Source organism: Segatella albensis DSM 11370 = JCM 12258 (assembly GCF_000426565.1).
GTDB classification, from domain to species: Bacteria; Bacteroidota; Bacteroidia; order Bacteroidales; family Bacteroidaceae; genus Prevotella; species Prevotella albensis.
This window is the reverse complement of record NZ_AUFP01000002.1, coordinates 187,473-206,054: the sequence shown is the minus strand read 5'-3', so window position 1 is coordinate 206,054 and position 18,582 is coordinate 187,473. Positions and strand designations below refer to the sequence as shown.

Genomic DNA, 18,582 nt, shown 5'->3' with positions numbered 1-18,582 from the left:
ATGATGAACATGATCTATACAGCATTAATATCTATTATTCCCGTGATCCTGTTGTTTGTATTGATGCTAGGATTCAAGATGCCCGGTCACAAAAGTGCGGTTATCACCTTGATAGTCACGATGATTCTAGCCCTCTTAGCGGTACCACAAATGAATATGATGCCAAAGAGTCTGAAAGATGCAAACGTTTTAGGTGTTGTAGGGTGGAGCTTTGTCGAGGGTATGTTAAAGGCAGTATTCCCGATATTGATTATTATCCTTATGGCCATCTATAGCTATAACATATTGGTAGAAACCAAACAAATCGAAGTGATAAAGAGCCAATTTATGTCGATATCAGAAGATCGTGGCGTATTAGTGCTGATGTTGGTATGGGGATTTGGTGGACTTCTTGAAGGTATGGCCGGTTTCGGTACAGCAGTAGCCATTCCTGCGGCAATACTCATCAGTTTGGGGTTCAAACCAATGTTCTCCGCTTTGGTCTCGTTGATTGGTAACACTGTAGCCACAGGGTTTGGTGCCGTTGGCGTACCTGTTACCACACTATGTAATGAAGTTGCTCCGGGAGGATCAGCAACGATAGAACAAATTTGTGAAACCTCTTCCTTTGCCGTCCTCCAGTTGTCACCATTGTTCTTTATCCTTCCGTTTGTCATACTGACGATTACGGACCATAAGTCAATCGTCAAGAACCTCCTGTTATCCCTATGGGTGGGAGGCATATCTGTTATCGTCCAGTTTGTCTGTGCACGATATCTGGGTGCAGAGACCCCAGCAATCATAGGGTCTGTTGCAGCTATTGTAGCCATTCTCATTTATGCAAAGTTCTTTACACATAAACAAACAAATAAAGACAATAAGAAATTCACGTTGTTCGAGTCATTTAAAGCCTGGAGCGTATATCTGTTTATTTTGATATTCATCCTTGTTTCCGGTGCACTCTGTCCTCCGGTCAATAGCTTCCTCAAGTCACATCTTGTAACGAGCATCCATCTGCCCGTTATTGGTTCCACTTTCAAGTTTGGATGGATTAGTAATGCAGGTTTGATGCTTTTCCTCGGAGCATCGATAGGTGGATTGATACAAGGACTTACGTTGAAGCAACTTCTTGTGTTGCTGGCCAAGACAACAGTAAGTCTTAAGAATACAGTTGTCACGATAATCTGTCTTATCGCTTTAGCATCAGTAATGAACTATAGTGGAATGATTAGTGCAATAGCTTCCGGATTAGTTGCAGTGACGGGTAGCTTCTATCCAGTCTTTGCCCCACTTATAGGAGCCATAGGAACCTTTGTCACAGGTTCAGACACATCCTCAAACATTCTTTTTGCCAAGTTGCAAGCCAATGTAGCAGGTCAACTTCATCTGACCGGTCAGGGCACCTTCTTTGGTGTTGACGGTAGCGAGACCAATTGGTTGGTAGCAGGCAATACGACCGGTGCAACAGGTGGCAAGATGATAAGCCCTCAGAGTATAGCTATAGCAACAGCCTCTTGCGACATGCAAGGTAAAGATGGAGAGATACTCAAGTCCGCCCTTCCGTTTGCAGTAGGCTATATCATCTTAGGTGGTCTTATGGTTTTCATGGCCATATAAACATCTGATATATAATAAGGTATAAACCAAAATAAAACATCTTTTATTTTGCCTTTCGTAAATTTTGCCGTAACTTTGCACACATGATAAATTATGAAGATCTAAAAGATAAACGTATTGCCGTTTTATTGTCGGGCGGTGTTGATTCTTCGGTTGTAGTCTGGGAGTTTGCTAGTCATGGTATGCATCCGGATTGCTTCTATATTAAGATTGGTCCTGAAGAGAAAGAAGAGTGGGATTGTTCTAGCGAAGAAGACTTGGAGATGGCGACAGCTGTAGCACATCGTTTTGGATGTAAGCTACAAGTCATCGATTGTCATGCCGAATATTGGAATCAGGTCACCAAATACACGATGGATAAGGTAAAGGCAGGCTTTACCCCAAATCCCGATGTGATGTGTAATCGACTGATCAAGTTTGGTGCCTTTGATGAAAAGATGGGGCATAACTATGACTATATCGCTACCGGTCATTATGCACAGACAGATATTATCGATGGCAAGAAGTGGCTTTGCACCAGTCCTGACCCAGTAAAGGACCAGACCGACTTTCTTGCTCAGATCTTCCAATGGCAACTAAAGAAAGCCCTGTTCCCGATAGGTCATTATCAGAAGAACGAAGTACGCGAGATCGCAGAACGTGAGAAACTCATCAATGCCAAGCGTAAGGACAGTCAGGGAATCTGTTTCCTCGGGAATATCGACTATAATGAATATGTTCGTAGATATTTGGGAGAACAGATCGGTGATGTTATCGAACTGGAAACAGGTAAGAAAATAGGCGAACATAAAGGTCTGTGGTTCCATACCATAGGACAGCGTAAAGGCTTAGGATTAGGAGGAGGCCCTTGGTTCGTTGTTAAGAAAGATGTAGCCCAGAATATACTCTATGTCAGTCATGGTTACGATCCGGAGACAGCATATAAGAAAGACTTCAAGATGCATGGCTTCGATTACCTTACCGAAGGCATCGTAGATCTTCCAAAGCGTGTCACCTTCAAGATTCGTCACACCCCGGAATATCATCCTGCATCTCTTGAACGAGATGGAGATGTATATATCATCCATAGTGATGAGAAAATTCATGGAGTTGCTCCTGGTCAGTTCTGCGTCATTTATGATGAAGAACACTACAAATGTTATGGTTCGGGCGAAATCACAGTTTAACGAAAGTAATATGGCAGATCATATAGATAAAGCACTCGCCTTTTTAGAGTCCACACAGAAATTAGGCGAACAGTTGATAGCAGCCGAGAATCAGCAGAAGTTTATGATTTCTCGAATGCTGGACCTTAAGAAAGCTGAGGCTACAGATAGTGACGAATATGCACAGTTGGATAGTCGCAGCAAATCATTACAGGCAATGATAGACAAATACCGTCCACTCTATCTGGAGCGTATGGAAATGATAAAGGAAGTAAAGAAAAGTCATGATAAGCGATGAAATCCTTGAAGCCCAAGAAGGGCAAGTAGCATCCATGTTTCGTTATTATCGTCAGATGATGCAAGAACAGATAGAGTTCTGGCAGTTGACAGACGGTATCGACATTCATACAGAAAGTCATTGCGAGCGTGTGCTCCTTCTAGCTTTGAAGTTAGGTGATTTGCGCGAACTCAAGTTGCGCAGTATGATAGCCTTATCGCACGCATCAATCTTTCATGATACCCGTCGCAAGGACAACTATCTCGATCAAGGACATGGCGACCGTGCAGCAGAATACTATCGTGAATTTTGTGATGCACACAACATCAAATACCTTCCCGAAGTATATGCCACCATCAAGTATCATGATCGCGATGATGCACAAGGTGAGGAATATATCCGTAAGGAAGCTCCCAAGCATTCATTAGCCAGTGAAGGCGAAAAGAGTGACGATACAGAAGGATGGTTAGAAGTATATCATTCTTTCAAGGATGCCGATGCACTTGATCGCTATCGCTTAGGGCCATGGGGATTAGCTCCTAAGTTTCTGCGTTCAGAGCAATCCCGTTCTTTGATGCCTTTTGCCCAGCAATTAGTCAAGGACACCATCGACGAGGAAACCATGAAGAAAGTCATGGAAGTCACCCGACCTTTTGCGGAGAGAATGAAAAGAGGCGAATAGCCATCATTCCTCCTCATCAGGAAGAGCCTTGCGCGAGCGTTTCGGGTTTACCCCCATTTCTTTGAGTTTCTCCACACGCCCCAGCACATTACCCTTTCCGGTAAACAACTGTCCTTTAGCTTTCTCAAAAGACTTGTTTACTTTTTCTATCTGTTCCCCGATGTTTTCGAAGGTATCTGTAAAACCGACTACCTTATCATATAAATCGGCAGCCGTCTTCACGATTTTCTCCACATTCTTATTCTGCTTATCCGTCTGCCATAGATTGTAGACCAGTTGCAGAGCCATCAGCAGATTGCTTGGTGATATGATGACGATTTTCTTCTTGTAAGCATAGAGGTTCAGTTGCGGATCCTGCTTCATGGCTACGATATAACTATATTCGTTAGGAATGAACATCAGAACGAATCCGATAGTCTGGTCGACGATCGTCTCATAATGCTTGTCAGCCAGTTCATCCACATGCTTGCGAACACTCCTCACGTGCTCCTTCAGATATTTCTCCTGTAAGATCTCGTCATCTTCAGCGATAGCATTAGAGTATGCAGTAAGAGAAACCTTAGAGTCGATGACGATACATCCCTTATCATTAGGAATCTTCACGATGATGTCAGGACGATAGTTGTTACCATTTTCATCCTTCACATTCTCCTGTACAAAGTATTCCTCATCCTTATGCAGACCACTGTTTTCGAGAATAGTCTGTAGCACCATCTCTCCCCAGTCACCCTGCGTCTTACTTTCGCCCTTCAAGGCCTTTGTCAGATTGCTGGCATCATTACCAATCTTTTCCGTTTGTTCCTTGAGAGTCTTTACCGCAATATCCTGAGCCTGTTGGAACAAATCCATTGTCGATTTAAAAGTCTCCCTAATTTGCTCCTTGTTCAGTTCATTCTGCGTCTTGCTATCATCTACAGATTTCTTGAAATCATTAAACTGCTCCTTGATAGGTTTCAGCAAATCACTGATCTGCGCTTTATTGTTTTCCTGCAAATCATTCTGTTTAGAAGCCAACTGATCCATTGTCATCTTTAGGATACTCTGTTTCAGCGTCTCCAGTTTCTCAGTCCACTGTTTATTGTTTTCCTCTCTTAGAGCAGCTTCGTTTTCCTTTTCCTTTGCCAGATTCTCATTAGCAGCATTTATCATCTGTTGAGCATATTCCCGTTCCTTTACCACCTGCTCCTTTTGTGCAGCAATCTGTTTGGCATGTTCCCTGTTGATAGTTTCGATTTCAGAGGCATGCGAGATTTTCAAGCTCTCGATGATTTGATCATATGATTTCTTTTGATTTTCTTTTTCCGTATCCGATGATTGCTTCTGCATAGCGAACATCTCTTTCTTCTGCATATTTCCAATGAGAAGTCCTGCGATCAAGCCAGCCAGGACGGCAACGAATGCTATGATGATTTCTGTCATAATAGATATTACAATAATGTGTTCTTTATTATCGAGCAAAGGTAGCAAAAATAAATGTAGTTTCCAAACTTTTAATTATCTTTGCACAGGAAAGAACATAACTTAATCTAATGAATTGACGATGAAGAAATTTTTTATAACCTTGATGATTCTTGTTAGTATGACAGCTAGTGCACAAGAAGTGAAGAATGTGGATGGTAGAACGAATTTCAATCAAGAAGCCTTGATAACTCCGATGCCAGCCATTATGATTGCGACGTATGACCAGAATGAAAATCCCGATGTGATGATGGCGGCATGGGGTGGACAGTGTGGTCCCCGCCATATCTGTTTCAACCTCTCAGCCCATAAGACCACGGAGAATCTGCAACTAAAGAAAGCCTTTACGGTAAGTTTTGCCGACCAGAAACATATTGCCGAGTCAGATTATTTTGGTATGGTTTCAGCCAAAGATGTTCCGGATAAAGTGAAGAAGGCCGGTTTCACGGTGACCAAGAGTCCTAATGTCGATGCTCCTATTATCAATGAATATCCGCTTACTCTGGAGTGTAAGGTTATCGAGATGACGAAGACGAGTCTCAATGAAACGAGAGTTGTTGGTGAGGTCATCAATATGAGTGCCGATGATAGCGTGCTTACCAATGGTCGCGTTGACCTTGATAAATTACAACCTGTCGTTTTCGATGCTTCTTCAATGTCTTATCGCGCCGTAGGAGACAAAGTCGCCGGAGCATGGAATGAAGGAAATAAGATAGCTTCTCCAAGCAAAAAATAAGGCTCATTCGGAAAAAGGAGTGTTGAAAGATAATTTGAGATTAAAAGAAGAAAACCACTGATCATTTTGTATATTTGGATAACCACAAACAAATACCTAAATTCAAGTTAATAATGCAACAACTTTAGAATTGTATGATTTTCATCCTTAGAAAGGGTGCTCATAATTCGCGAATTAAGGATTAAAGACGGAATGATTTTTGAGTGAAGCGTAACTTGTTGACTAATAGATAGTTGCTGTGTTTTCTCTTGTAAGGTTATTAGTATATGCAGGTATATCGTTTTACGCAGTTAACTTCGTAAGCCGATATACCTATTCACGTAAGCCTACGCAGTTAACTTCGTAAGCTGATGAAGTTAACTGCGTTTTTTTGCAGAGTTGATATTACTTTTATGAGCGCATCGATAGACTGATGCGATGACGGCGATTGTCTACCTCCAGCACTTTCACTTTGACGTGCTGATGAAGTTTCACCACCTCGGTTGGATCTTTAACATACCGGTCGGACAATTGACTGATATGAACTAATCCATCTTGATGAACACCGATGTCGACAAAAGCACCAAAATTGGTGATGTTGGTTACGATACCAGGAAGTTCCATGCCCGGTATTAAGTCGTCGGGGGTATGTACGTTCTTGGCAAACTCAAACACCTCAATCTTGTCACGAGGGTCTAGTCCGGGCTTTTCCAACTCTTTAAGAATATCCTGAAGCGTCGGTATACCGATGGTGTCGGTAACATAGCGTTTGATATCTATCTTCTTTCGCTCGTCAGCATTGGTAATCAGGTCTGCCACTTTACAGTTACAGTCTTTGGCCATCTGTTCCACTACCTTGTAGCTCTCAGGATGCACGGCAGAATTGTCGAGCGGATTTCTTGCTCCGGGAATACGAAGGAATCCCGCACATTGCTCGAATGCCGTCGCTCCCAGTCGTGGTACCTTTTTCAGTTGTGCACGAGACGTGAAAGGGCCATTCTCCTTTCTGTAATCAACGATATTCTTTGCGAGGGCAGGACCGAGACCACTGACATAGGTAAGCAGATGCTTGCTGGCAGTATTCACGTTGACACCAACAGAGTTTACGCATAACTCAACTGTTGTGTCGAGAGATTTCTTCAGTGCGTTTTGGTTTACATCATGCTGATATTGCCCCACACCAATGCTCTTAGGATCTATCTTCACCAACTCAGCAAGAGGGTCCATAAGTCGGCGGGCAATACTTACCGCTCCACGGACGGTGACATCCTCATCAGGAAATTCCTCACGGGCTGTTTCTGAGGCCGAATATACAGAGGCACCATCTTCTGAAACCACGAAGATCTGCACATCGTGGTCGAATCGGAGAGTGTGTATGAAGTCTGACGACTCTCTCGAATAAGTACCATTTCCGATGGCAATGGCTTCTATCTTGTAGTCTTTCACAAGTTGGATAAGTTGCTTACCTGCTTTCTCTGCTTCACGAGCGATATGTGCCACTTCGTGATGCAGCAAGTTGCCTTGTGCATCCAGACAAACAATCTTACAGCCTGTACGGATTCCGGGGTCAACGCCCAATACGCGCTTTTGTCCGAGAGGAGCAGCAAGCAATAGCTGGGTAAGGTTTTCTGTAAACACAGCAATAGCTTCTTCGTCTGCCTTTTCCTTACTTGCGGATGCAAATTCTGTTTCCATAGAAGGTTTGATCAGTCGCTTGAAAGCATCTTCTATGGCCTCATTCACATATTTATTATATCTGTAGTTTCTTTTGATTCTGTCGGTACATACCTCGTCATCGGCAGCGATCGAGACACGGAGGATTCCTTCGCTCTCACCTCTGCGCATAGCAAGCAGACGGTGGGATGTACAACGCTTCAGCGGTTCGCTCCAATCAAAGTAGTCGCTGTATTTCTGTGCTTTCTCATCATCTTTCATCTTTGTGATGACCTTCGAGGTGATATAGGCTTCTCTGCGATATATGGCACGTACGCCTTGGCGTACCCGTTCGTCTTCGCTTATCATCTCGGCAATGATATCCTCTGCATCATGGATAGCATCTTCTATGCTCTTCACGTCACCTTTTACAAATCGGTGTGCGGCATCTTCCACGTTGCGTACCTGTCCGAGCATAATCATTGTTGCGAGAGGTTCCAAGCCATGTTCGCGGGCTATCTGGGCACGAGTTCTGCGTTTAGGTTTATAGGGTAGGTAAATATCTTCCAGTACATTACCTTCCCAGCATGTCTCGATACGTTTCTTCAGTTCATCGGTGAGCTTTCCTTGCTCTTCAATCTGTTTTAGGATCGTATCCTTGCGTTTCGCAAGTTCTTTGAGTTTGTCACTCATCTCAGAGATCTTTGCAATCTCCACCTCATCCATGTTGCCGGTACGCTCCTTGCGATAACGGGCAATGAAGGGAATTGTAGCTCCCTCATCAAGGAGAGAGAGCACAGCATCTACCGAGTGGACAGGCAATGATAGTTCTTCTGATATCTTGTGTGTAAATAGGTTCATATCTTCTTTTTCATGGGTTGCCTACTTAGTCTTCCAGAGGAGCCTCTTTTAGTTTTTCAAGGGCTCTGCATAGTTGGTCAGGACAAGAGGTTGACTTGTTTCCACAACGTATGCCATCGATTTTTGCAATCACATCGTCAATCTTCTGACCAGTGACAAGTTTGCTTACTCCCTGAAGGTTTCCGTTGCATCCTCCAAGGAACATCACTTGTAGAATAACATCATTCTCGTCGGCTGTCACATCAATCATTTGTGAGCATACACCCTGAGGCTGATAAAATATGTGCTTTGTTTTCATATTATAGTGTTGATGATTCGAAAAGTATATCCCAGTCTTCTACAAACTCTGTCATCTGATGATAGAGTACGTCTGCTCCCAACGAACTAAGCGCTTCGTCTGGTAACGGACCGCTGTTGATGGCTACGGTAAATATCTTGGCTGCTACTCCTGCACGAACGCCCAGTGGAGCATTCTCGACAACGATTCCCTCCCATGGCTTTAGATTTCCTGCTTTCTGTAGTCCGGCAAGATATGGGTCGGGATTGGGTTTTCCTCGTTTCACATCGTATGCTGTTGTGATATGATTCTCGTCGAGATATTTACCGAAGTCGTTGAGCAGTCTTGCGATAAGTGGACGCTGACCACTACCGGTAACGACATTCACACTCATTCCTGCCTGATGGATCTTCTCCATGATGTCGAGGACACCATCAAAGATAGGAGCTTCAGGCATACTGTGGAAGATGCGTGTTTTCTCGTCATACATCTTCTGGGCCTCTTCGAACGAGATGTCTATTCCTTTCTGTTTCTTTACAAAATGACGGATCGTATCGATACCTCTTGCACCTTCAGTCGCGTAAGCATCAGCCTTGGTCATCGCGATGCCGAATTTCTTCATCGACTCTTCCCAAGCAACAGCATGGTTGGGCATGGAGTTATACAACACTCCGTCCATATCAAAGAGAACGGCTTTGGGGCAAAATTCCCCAAAGCCGTTTTTACCTTTATATTTTAGAATTGCTTCTATCATTATTACTTCTCTTTAGCAAGACGCTCCTGAATAGCTTTGCTTTCAGCCTCATAACCAGGTTTGTTGAGAAGAGCGAACATGTTCTTCTTGTAAGCCTCTACACCTGGCTGGTTGAATGGGTTAACTTCCTCAAGGAGACCGCTGATACCACAAGCTTTCTCGAAGAAGTAGATGAGCTGACCGAGGTAATACTCGTTGAGTGATGGAACGCTGATGCGGATGTTAGGAACACCACCATCTACGTGAGCCAAACGAGTACCAAGCTCTGCCATCTTGTTGACATCGTCTACGCGCTTGCCGGCAAGGAAGTTCAAACCGTCAAGGTTTTCCTCATCGTGTGGAAAGTCAAGTTCGCGGTTTGGCTTCTCTACAGAGATAACGGTCTCGAAGATAGAACGCTCACCTTCCTGAATCCACTGACCCATAGAGTGAAGGTCGGTAGTGAAGTCGCAAGCTGCAGGGAAGATACCCTTCAAGTCCTTACCCTCGCTCTCACCATAAAGCTGCTTCCACCATTCAGCGAAGTAGTGAAGTTTTGGCTGGAAGTTGGCAACGATCTCAATCTTCTTGCCAGCCTGTGTGTACAAGCCCTGACGAACAGCAGCATACAGAGCAGCTGGGTTCTCAGCGAAAGCTACGTCCTTGCCACACTGCTTCTCCATGTCGGCAGCACCCTTAACGAGAGCCTTAACATCGAAACCAGCGCAAGCGATTGGTAACAAACCTACCGGAGTAAGAACAGAGAAACGACCACCAACATTGTCTGGAATGATGAAACTCTTGTAACCTTCCTTGTCAGCACAAGTACGAGCAGCACCCTTCTTGGCATCGGTCACAGCAACGATAACATCCTTAGCCTCTGCCTTGCCACGCTGAGCCTCGCACTGCTTCTTGAGTAAACGGAATGTGAGGGCAGTCTCTGTAGTGGTACCAGACTTAGAAATGTTGATAACACCAAACTTCTTGTTCTTGAGGTACTCTGTGAGTTCTGCTAGGTAATCCTCACCGATGTTGTTTCCTGCGAATAGGATCGTAGGGTTCTTTGTGTCATCGTTAACGAGCCAAGCAAAAGCATTGCTAAGTGCTTCGATTACGGCACGGGCACCAAGATAACTACCACCAATACCTGCAACAACTACAACCTCGCATTTCTCACGAAGAGTGTTGGCACAAGCCTGAATCTCATCGAGGAACTCTGGGGTGATAGAAGATGGTAAGTGAAGCCATCCTAGGAAATCGTTACCTGCACAGGTGCCATTTTCCAAAGCTTCCTGAGCAGCATTTACTTTTGATTCATACGCTTCAACGGTGCCAGCATTAAGGAACTGGGCTGCCTTTGTGATGTCTAAGCTGATATTTTCCATTATACTATGTAATAATTTTATTAACGGAACGAATCCGTTAGAAGTTTAATTTCTATTTGTGGATTAATGCGCTCGTAAAGAATGTTGTAAACGGCATCGAGAATTGGCATGTTCACATGCATGTGGCTGTTGATTTCCTTCATACATTTTGTTCCGAAATAACCTTCGGCAATCATCTCCATCTCGATCTGTGCACTCTTTACGGAGTAGCCTTTGCCTATCATCGTACCGAATGTACGATTGCGCGAGAAATTACTGTATCCTGTCACCAATAGGTCGCCAAGATATACGCTGTCGTAGATGCTTCGCTCTATCGGATGTACTGCATTGAGGAATCTGTTCATCTCTTGTACTGCATTCGACATGAGAACTGCCTGAAAGTTGTCGCCATATTTGAGACCGTTGCAGATACCTGCTGCGATGGCGTACACATTCTTGAGTACTGAGGAATATTCGATTCCTATCACATCACTTGAGGTCTTGGTCTTGATGTAGCCGGAGGTCAGTACATTGGTAAAGGCTTGGGCCTTGTCTAAATCGCTGCATCCTACGGTGAGATAACTTAGTCGCTCCAAGGCAACCTCCTCGGCATGAGAAGGGCCACCGATACAGGCTAAGTTCTCGTAAGGTACATCATATACCTGATGGAAATATTCCGAACAGGCTAAGTTCTCATCAGGAACGATACCCTTGATGGCGGTAACGATGAACTTATCATGCAATCCCCGTTTTAATTTCTTGAGATGGTTCTTGAGATAAGGTGATGGCGTTACGAATACCAGGGTGTCGTATGCCTCAACGATGCGGTTGATATCGCTTGAGAAGAAAATCTCATCGACATTAAATCTCGCAGAGGTAAGATAGGCAGGGTTATGGCCGAGTCGTTTGAAATCTTCGATTCGGTCATCGCGACGCATATACCAACCAATGTGATGGGTATGCCCCACAATAATCTTGGCAATGGCGGTAGCCCAGCTACCGCCACCTATAATGGCTATCTTACCGATATTATAATCCATATTGCATTTTTTACTCGAGCACGAGGTTAAGCCTGTGCCTTGTCAATCCATGCCTGAATATCATCTACAGAAGGTTTTTCGTAACCAAGCTTGTATTTCTTGTTGATTTCGCCAATCTTCTGCTGCAAGCCCTGAGCTTTTTCATTCTTGATGTCGCTGATGAGGTTGAAACCTGCCTTGCGTAATACGTAAACCCAATCCTCTGGAACACCAATCTCTGCCCATTCCTTGATAGAACTCTGAGGCATCTTGGCTTCTGGCTTCATCTGTGGGAAGAGCATTACTTCCTGAATGTATTCCTTACCTGTCATCAACATGGTGAGGCGGTCGATACCGATACCGATACCTGATGTTGGAGGCATACCATACTGCAGAGCGCGAAGGAAGTCTTGGTCGATGATCATGGCCTCGTCGTCACCCTTGTCGGCAAGTTTCATCTGTTCGATGAAACGCTCCTCCTGATCAATAGGGTCGTTCAACTCTGAGTAAGCATTTGCACATTCCTTACCATTGATCATAAGCTCGAAGCGCTCGGTCAAACCTGGTTTAGAGCGATGCATCTTGGTAAGTGGAGACATCTCGACAGGATAGTCTGTGATGAATGTTGGCTGGATGAAGGTGCCTTCGCAGAATTCACCGAAGAGTTCATCGATAAGTTTACCCTTACCGAAGGTCTCGTCAACTTCCATACCCTTTGAGAGACAGAATGCGCGGATTTCGTCTTCTGTCTTGCCATTGCAATCGAAACCTGTCTTTTCCTGAATAGCTTCCAAGATAGGGAGACGACGGAATGGTGCCTTGTAGCTGATGACCTTGCCATCTTCGTATTCTACCTCAGGTTTGCCGTTGACAGCAACACAGATGGTCTCGAGCAACTTCTCTGTGAAACTCATCATCCAGTTATAGTCTTTGTAAGGAACATAGAGCTCCATACAAGTAAACTCTGGGTTGTGGTTCTTGTCCATACCCTCGTTGCGGAAGTTCTTTCCGATCTCGTATACACCATCGAAACCACCAACGATAAGACGCTTCAGATAAAGTTCTGTAGCGATACGCATGTACATATCGATGTTGAGTGCGTTGAAATGAGTGATGAATGGACGTGCACTTGCACCGCCGGCGATAGACTGAAGGATAGGGGTCTCTACCTCTGTATAGCCTTGCTCGTCGAAGAATTTACGCATAGTGCGAAGTACTGTTGCACGCTTCAGGAAGGTATCCTTTACGCCATCGTTAACCACGAGGTCAACATAACGCTGGCGGGCGCGCATCTCTGGGTCGTCGAACTTATCGTATGCGACACCATCTTTATATTTTACGATAGGGAGTGGCTTCAAACTCTTGCTTAAGAGTGTGAGCTCTTGAGCATGAACGCTAATCTCGCCGGTCTGGGTCTCGAAGACGAAACCTTTGACACCGATGAAGTCACCAATATCGAGTAATTTCTTGAAAACTTTGTTGTATAAATCTTTATTCTCGTCTGGACAAATGTCGTCACGAGTAATATAAACCTGAATTCTACCCTTAGAATCCTGAAGTTCTACAAAGCTGGCCTTACCCATCACACGACGGCTCATCATACGGCCTGCTATGACTACTTCACGCTTCTCATCTGCTTTGAACTGTTTTTTGATATCTACGCTGTATGCGTTGGTTGGATACTCAGCAGCAGGATATGGATCGATACCCATATTGCGCAGTTCTTGGAGACTCTGTCTACGGACAATCTCCTGTTCACTTAACTCTAAAACGTTCATAATCTAATTTTCGAAAATTTTCTATTCTAGGTGCAAAGTTACGAAATTATTCTGAAAGCGCCACCTATTTTATCCTAAATTATATCTTGATGAGTATTTTCTTGTGGAAGAGTAGGAGGGCCAGGATGATGTGGATGCTTAGGAAAATCGTAGCATAGGCAGCACTTGTCCAGTATCCGTTGGTTATCAACAGGTGTAGGTTTCCGAATATTTGTTCTTTGACACCTGTGCTTCCGAAGAGTGTGGCAAGGAGTTCGCTGACGAGATATAGGAACAAGGGGTTTGTTCCGAAGGCGATGCTCAGGGTTTGAAGTGGATATGAGTTTGTGTTGCTCTTCTTTTCTCTGTCGATGATATATACGAGGATTCCCCATAGAAGTGTTCCTATTCCGCAAGTTATCAGTGCGTAGGTAGGGCTCCAGATACGTTTGTTGATAGGTAATAGTGGTGTAAATAAACTTCCTGTTATAATCAGGACAACTCCTGATAGGATAAGAATCGTGATTCGTTGATTCTTGTATTTGTCGATGGTGGCAGATACGAAGAAACCTAGAAGTGTGTTGGCAATGGAAGGGAGGGTAGAAATGATACCTTCCGGGTCAACGGGACTTTTATGGTATAAATGGTCGTAGCTGAGGGCGGAAAGGTCGATTTGTGCGAGTATGTTCGTTGCCGAATCGTAGTTGTAACCGCCGTAGAATAGTATCAAACCGGAATAGACAACGAGTATACCGATGATGCAACCGATGATTCCATTGGTAGAACCGAAATAGGTCTTACAGGTAAGAATGATCACGGTGGCAAATCCATAGCAGATGCTTATACGTTGCATGACGCCCATGATACGTAGATGAGCAAAGTCGAACGGTCTTCCGTCGCATGCGATATCAAACCAGTTGATGAACAGTCCTATCAGAAAAAGTAGGATTGTTCGCTTAACGACTTTCTTGAAAATATCCTTCGACCAAATGAATTCAGACTTTTTCAAACTGAGATAGCAGGAAGCACCCATGATGAAAAGGAAGAACGGAAAGACGAGATCGGTAAGTGTCAGTCCGTTCCATTTGGAATGCTTGAGTTGTGAAAATATTTCATTGCCAGCCCCATTGTTGACGAATATCATCAACATGACAGTTAATCCTCTAAAAACATCAAGGCTGACCAGACGTTTGTTTTGTATCATTTTAAGAAATCAATTACTTCTTTGGCAATATCAATAGAGTTGCCTTCTGTTTTACTGTTATATGTGTTGTGCTGTCGGGTCCATGGTTCCTCGATGGCATACCAGTCGATCTGAGGACCGTGAGGTAAAGCCATGTCGAAGAGTTCCTGACTTGTCTTGTTGGCATTAGGGCCACCACCGAGTGCATTCTCGTCAGACTTTTGATTCTGTGTCATCTGTGCGAGCAAAGCATCGAAGAAGATGCTCCATCTCTTGTAATAGAAGTCTCTGAGCAACCCTTGCCATTCCTTATGCGCATAGTCACGAAGTCCGCCCTTGTCGGCACAAGTGCGATTTCCCCATGTCGTAATCTGTGTACGTGCATTCCATTCATAGAGATTTCTTTCAGCCTCTGTGGTGCCCAACTTTCTGGCAGCTTCAACCCAATGCCCCAGTCGAAATTCGCTGCGAGTTCCGAGAAGTTTGTCCTGTAGGAGTAGCATGTCGAGGAACCGTCTGCTGTCACGCTTGAAATCGTCTATCGAGAAACCATTATAGTCGGCTATTGTACGGAGATATTGTAATCGGGCCTGATCGTCCATAGCTTGGCGCACGATGTCGACGAGATCGTATTCATAATTATTGTTGAGTCGATATTTGTCGGCAACGCTGGCAAAGAGAATGGCAGCCCTCAAGGTAGAAGCCGGATCGTAATAGTTGCGCATCTTGCTCCAACTCTTTACCTGAAAATTGTTGAGCGAAGGTCGACCATCGAAGATACTCTCATGAGGACCTTGCTGGTTGTTTCCCATCGGACAGTTGTAGATGGTGGAAGAAAGTATCGCCCAAGCTTCCTGAAGGGCGGAATCATCCCGTCCGTATCTTGCCTTAACGTAGCGTTTTACCCATTCCTTCCGGATAGAGGAAATGCTGTCATCATTTAGAAAAGAATTCTCATCCCACGGAAGTTCACTCATAAGTTCGAACATGATCGGATTGTTCTCAGAACCTTCCATGGTGAAACCGATACCTCTGAGTTTCTTCTTCTGGTTTTTGAAGGTCTCACTATTTGCCAGTCTCCAGTTGTGGAGCAGTTGGTCGATACGCCCATGCAAACCAACGTTGGCCCCAAAATTCTCGAGCATACAGAAAAGCCACCCATGCTTGCCATAACCCTGTTCACGTTTCCATATAGATGGTGCCCCGAACATAGGACGACATTCTGAGAATAAGTCGAGCACCAGAAGATCACCATCCCTCATGGATTCTATCATCTGTGGGCGCGGATTCTCCGTCCATCCTTGGATCACCCATGTCGCTTTCGGATTGACCCGTTTCATCGCCTCCATCAGTTTTCTGCCGGCCTCAGCATAGTTGATGGAAGCATCATCATTACTCTCGTGGAACGGGTCCATGGAATAATAATCAGATTTTCCATAAAGACGGGTAAGTTCTTTATAGTATAGGTCAGCGATTCTGTCAAATTCCGTACTCGTTGCACTCAGGTTGGCAGGGCGCGTATAACCGTTCCATGAGCCACCAGGCGTTACGTCGATACCTAGTTTATCTTTCGCATCATGTGGCATCATACCGCAGTAGCCCGGTAATACAGGATGCATACCATATTCGCGCATCCGCTTGAGAATCTTCTTCTGTAATATTTCCTGTTGGCGATACCAAGAGTCGGGGAGAGGACCACCCCAACCTTCAAGGTTGTTCATTTCCCACCAAGCAAGGAAGGCAGGACCTGCGATAAACCTACCGATTTCATCTTTCGAGTAACCCAATTTCAGAAGCATATTTCGCCAGACCACCTCTTCTCCCACGATAGCGAGAGGCAAGTTGACGCCATGTAGCGCCATCCAGTCTATTTCCTTCTGCCATCTATCCCAGTCCCAGAAAGCCATGGAGTAAGAGAAAGTGCAATAATTGAAATCATAGCGCAAGGTCAGGTTTGTTTCTTTGCGTATCTTCTTAGTAACCCGAGGCAATCTCGAAGGAATGTCGGCCCTCATATTGTTCCATGTCAGATGAATTCCTGCCGTATATTTCAGATACCAGTTGAGTCCTGTAGCAATGCTGACCCAAGAATTTCCCTTAATAGAAATCCTACCATTCGGCGCGTTGTCAATCTCAAAGAAGTCGCGTGTGCTGTTGTTTTCAAGTTGTATATCAAATTGCTTAGAAGCCCCATTGTCAATACGATTGATTAAGTCGTCGATAGGATTAGCATGAACGACAGTAGTCAGACAAATGGTAATAAATAAAAACAGTTTTTTCATTAGGTATGTTATTTGCCTGCAAAAATAAGAAAATATTTCGTGATTTGGTCGTTAACGCATTTCTTTTTGTTATCTTTGCAGTAATAATACGAAAATGACATGGATATAGAAGATCAGAAACGTAATATATTGAGCCGTAAAGGTCTGTCGAATACTCTTGGCATGGAGTTCTTTTCCACTCCGGAACCTGATACGGTCATGGCCAAGATGAAGGTGGATGAGAAGAATCAGCAACCCTTCGGCTTTCTGAGTGGCGGAGCTTCTCTTGCCCTTGCTGAAAACCTTGCAGGAGTAGGCAGTATGGCCCTCTGTCCCGGAAAAATGTGTGTTGGTATCAATGTGAACGGTAGTCATGTGAAGGCTGTTGCTTTTGGCGGTACTGTTACGGCCCTTGCCCGTATCCAATCTAAAGGGAAAACGCTCCACGTATGGCATGTGGATATTACAGACGAACAGGGTGATTTGATTTCTACTGTTCAGGTTACTAACTATGTATTATCCGTCCGCAAATAATGGATAGTTACGCTATTTATCGTTTGCCTCATCAACAAGACTGTGTCATGATGAAGCAATTGCGTGGTGATGCTACGAGATTATCGTCTTATGATGAGTTGAGTGGAAAGAAAGGTTTCGTGTTTGCCCCATTTGCCAATTCAGCCAAATATCCCATCCTTCTTATCCAACCTGATGAAATCAAGACGATTCATGTCAAGGAACTATCCGAGAAAGTGAATCGTGGAGTGAGGACGTCGGAAGATGTGGAATTGAAAGTGCCGGATGCTTCGGAGAAAGATCACTATGCTTTGAATTTCGCTAATTATCATGCACAACTGGAGAAAGGTAGATTTCGGAAAATCGTGTTGTCGCGATGCTCCGAGATAGAAGGCAATTGTGGTCTCTCCCCCGAACAATTGTTTGTTGAGGCCTGTGAGAGATATCCGCGATTGTTTGTCTGTCTGGTCTCTATTCCCGAGGCAGGGACATGGCTGATGGCAACTCCTGAAGTCTTATTAGAGGGTGATGGAGAAAACTGGCATACGATGGCACTTGCCGGGACGATGAAACTGGAAGATGCGGAGTTGAATACAGAGGGTGAGACCATATCGTGGAGTCCGAAGAATATCCAGGAACAACGTGTCGTGGCAAGTTACATTACGGAATGCCTGAAACTGTTTACTGATCATGTCGAGGAGGAAGGACCATATACAGCTCGAGCTGCTAATCTGGTACATCTGAGAAGTGACTTTACCTTCACCTTGAAAGAGGCACGACATCTTGGAGGTATCTTACAGATGATGCATCCTACCCCGGCCGTTTGTGGACTGCCGAAAGATGATACCCGCGACTTTATCTTAGCCAACGAACATGAGAGCCGCAGCTATTATAGTGGATTCTGTGGCCCTATCGATCCGGATGGAGAGACACATCTTTATGTATCGCTCCGATGTATGAATATCAAGGAACATGGATATCGCCTGTTTGCAGGTGGTGGTATCATGAAAGAAAGTGATATGGAGAGTGAGTGGCAGGAGACGGTAAACAAAATGGGAACAATGATGAACCTCATACGAAAGAAATAA

At 44.5% G+C, this 18,582-nt stretch carries 16 protein-coding genes; 7 read left to right on the top strand and 9 right to left on the bottom strand.

Going from position 1 to position 18,582, the window contains the following annotated elements:
* From K333_RS0102415 to K333_RS0102400, 4 genes are all read left to right on the top strand, one after another.
* Positions 1-1,596 carry an L-lactate permease gene (locus K333_RS0102415; protein WP_027452287.1) on the top strand — a complete coding sequence of 532 codons (1,596 nt, stop codon included), beginning with the start codon at positions 1-3 and terminating at the stop codon, positions 1,594-1,596.
* A gap of 83 nt (positions 1,597-1,679) precedes the next feature.
* Positions 1,680-2,762: a tRNA 2-thiouridine(34) synthase MnmA gene (gene mnmA / locus K333_RS0102410; protein WP_036885815.1), complete on the top strand. Its 1,083-nt coding sequence runs from the start codon at positions 1,680-1,682 to the stop codon at positions 2,760-2,762.
* A gap of 10 nt (positions 2,763-2,772) precedes the next feature.
* On the top strand, positions 2,773-3,039 hold the full coding sequence (locus K333_RS0102405; protein WP_024989067.1) for a hypothetical protein: 267 nt from the start codon (positions 2,773-2,775) through the stop codon (positions 3,037-3,039).
* Entirely contained in the window at positions 3,026-3,700 is a 675-nt protein-coding gene (locus K333_RS0102400; RefSeq protein ID WP_027452286.1) for a hypothetical protein, read from the top strand. Before K333_RS0102405 ends, K333_RS0102400 begins: the two co-directional genes overlap by 14 nt.
* A 3-nt stretch (positions 3,701-3,703) precedes the next feature.
* On the opposite strand, the gene rmuC is transcribed toward K333_RS0102400, so the two are convergent.
* The gene (gene rmuC / locus K333_RS0102395; RefSeq protein WP_036885855.1) at positions 3,704-5,119 is read right to left on the bottom strand and encodes a DNA recombination protein RmuC; all 1,416 of its coding nucleotides are present in this window, start codon (positions 5,117-5,119) and stop codon (positions 3,704-3,706) included.
* A gap of 121 nt (positions 5,120-5,240) precedes the next feature.
* On the opposite strand from rmuC, the gene K333_RS0102390 reads away from it, so the two are divergent.
* A complete protein-coding gene (locus K333_RS0102390; protein WP_244870401.1) occupies positions 5,241-5,894 on the top strand; it encodes a flavin reductase family protein in 654 nt (217 codons plus the stop codon).
* A gap of 390 nt (positions 5,895-6,284) precedes the next feature.
* Here the strand turns inward: K333_RS0102390 and K333_RS0102385 are convergent, their stop codons facing one another.
* The 8 genes from K333_RS0102385 to K333_RS0102350 all read right to left on the bottom strand — a co-directional run bounded on the left by K333_RS0102385 (position 6,285) and on the right by K333_RS0102350 (position 17,002).
* Entirely contained in the window at positions 6,285-8,387 is a 2,103-nt protein-coding gene (locus tag K333_RS0102385) for a Tex family protein (RefSeq protein ID WP_024989069.1), read from the bottom strand.
* Between the two features lie 25 nt (positions 8,388-8,412).
* Complete coding sequence (locus tag K333_RS0102380) at positions 8,413-8,685, bottom strand: TIGR03905 family TSCPD domain-containing protein (protein WP_036885817.1); 273 nt, start codon at positions 8,683-8,685, stop codon at positions 8,413-8,415.
* A gap of 1 nt (position 8,686) precedes the next feature.
* On the bottom strand, positions 8,687-9,418 hold the full coding sequence (locus K333_RS0102375) for an HAD family hydrolase (protein ID WP_027452283.1): 732 nt from the start codon (positions 9,416-9,418) through the stop codon (positions 8,687-8,689).
* Between the two features lie 2 nt (positions 9,419-9,420).
* The gene (locus K333_RS0102370) at positions 9,421-10,782 is read right to left on the bottom strand and encodes a glucose-6-phosphate isomerase (RefSeq protein ID WP_024989072.1); all 1,362 of its coding nucleotides are present in this window, start codon (positions 10,780-10,782) and stop codon (positions 9,421-9,423) included.
* Positions 10,783-10,802: 20 nt separating this feature from the next.
* The gene (locus K333_RS0102365) at positions 10,803-11,801 is read right to left on the bottom strand and encodes an NAD(P)H-dependent glycerol-3-phosphate dehydrogenase (RefSeq protein ID WP_027452282.1); all 999 of its coding nucleotides are present in this window, start codon (positions 11,799-11,801) and stop codon (positions 10,803-10,805) included.
* A gap of 26 nt (positions 11,802-11,827) precedes the next feature.
* Positions 11,828-13,558, bottom strand: a complete 1,731-nt coding sequence (gene lysS / locus K333_RS0102360; protein ID WP_024989073.1) for a lysine--tRNA ligase — start codon at positions 13,556-13,558, stop codon at positions 11,828-11,830.
* A gap of 79 nt (positions 13,559-13,637) precedes the next feature.
* Positions 13,638-14,741: an acyltransferase family protein gene (locus tag K333_RS0102355; RefSeq protein WP_051230840.1), complete on the bottom strand. Its 1,104-nt coding sequence runs from the start codon at positions 14,739-14,741 to the stop codon at positions 13,638-13,640.
* Positions 14,738-17,002: an alpha-N-acetylglucosaminidase gene (locus K333_RS0102350; RefSeq protein WP_027452281.1), complete on the bottom strand. Its 2,265-nt coding sequence runs from the start codon at positions 17,000-17,002 to the stop codon at positions 14,738-14,740. The genes K333_RS0102355 and K333_RS0102350 overlap by 4 nt, the downstream gene beginning before the upstream one ends.
* A gap of 99 nt (positions 17,003-17,101) precedes the next feature.
* On the opposite strand from K333_RS0102350, the gene K333_RS0102345 reads away from it, so the two are divergent.
* Both K333_RS0102345 and K333_RS0102340 read left to right on the top strand, forming a co-directional pair.
* On the top strand, positions 17,102-17,515 hold the full coding sequence (locus K333_RS0102345) for a PaaI family thioesterase (RefSeq protein WP_024989075.1): 414 nt from the start codon (positions 17,102-17,104) through the stop codon (positions 17,513-17,515).
* A complete protein-coding gene (locus K333_RS0102340) occupies positions 17,515-18,582 on the top strand; it encodes an isochorismate synthase (RefSeq protein ID WP_024989076.1) in 1,068 nt (355 codons plus the stop codon). The genes K333_RS0102345 and K333_RS0102340 overlap by 1 nt, the downstream gene beginning before the upstream one ends.

Bases quoted from the DNA above. Each gene is read 5' to 3' on its own strand.
- K333_RS0102350 (WP_027452281.1), bottom strand. From the start codon at position 17,002: ATGAAAAAACTGTTTTTATTTATTACCATTTGTCTGACTACTGTCGTT.
- K333_RS0102340 (WP_024989076.1), top strand. From the start codon at position 17,515: ATGGATAGTTACGCTATTTATCGTTTGCCTCATCAACAAGACTGTGTC.
- K333_RS0102355 (WP_051230840.1), bottom strand. From the start codon at position 14,741: ATGATACAAAACAAACGTCTGGTCAGCCTTGATGTTTTTAGAGGATTA.
- rmuC (WP_036885855.1), bottom strand. From the start codon at position 5,119: ATGACAGAAATCATCATAGCATTCGTTGCCGTCCTGGCTGGCTTGATC.
- K333_RS0102370 (WP_024989072.1), bottom strand. From the start codon at position 10,782: ATGGAAAATATCAGCTTAGACATCACAAAGGCAGCCCAGTTCCTTAAT.
- K333_RS0102400 (WP_027452286.1), top strand. From the start codon at position 3,026: ATGATAAGCGATGAAATCCTTGAAGCCCAAGAAGGGCAAGTAGCATCC.
- K333_RS0102415 (WP_027452287.1), top strand. From the start codon at position 1: ATGATGAACATGATCTATACAGCATTAATATCTATTATTCCCGTGATC.
- K333_RS0102380 (WP_036885817.1), bottom strand. From the start codon at position 8,685: ATGAAAACAAAGCACATATTTTATCAGCCTCAGGGTGTATGCTCACAA.
- lysS (WP_024989073.1), bottom strand. From the start codon at position 13,558: ATGAACGTTTTAGAGTTAAGTGAACAGGAGATTGTCCGTAGACAGAGT.
- K333_RS0102405 (WP_024989067.1), top strand. From the start codon at position 2,773: ATGGCAGATCATATAGATAAAGCACTCGCCTTTTTAGAGTCCACACAG.
- mnmA (WP_036885815.1), top strand. From the start codon at position 1,680: ATGATAAATTATGAAGATCTAAAAGATAAACGTATTGCCGTTTTATTG.
- K333_RS0102345 (WP_024989075.1), top strand. From the start codon at position 17,102: ATGGATATAGAAGATCAGAAACGTAATATATTGAGCCGTAAAGGTCTG.
- K333_RS0102375 (WP_027452283.1), bottom strand. From the start codon at position 9,418: ATGATAGAAGCAATTCTAAAATATAAAGGTAAAAACGGCTTTGGGGAA.
- K333_RS0102390 (WP_244870401.1), top strand. From the start codon at position 5,241: ATGAAGAAATTTTTTATAACCTTGATGATTCTTGTTAGTATGACAGCT.
- K333_RS0102365 (WP_027452282.1), bottom strand. From the start codon at position 11,801: ATGGATTATAATATCGGTAAGATAGCCATTATAGGTGGCGGTAGCTGG.
- K333_RS0102385 (WP_024989069.1), bottom strand. From the start codon at position 8,387: ATGAACCTATTTACACACAAGATATCAGAAGAACTATCATTGCCTGTC.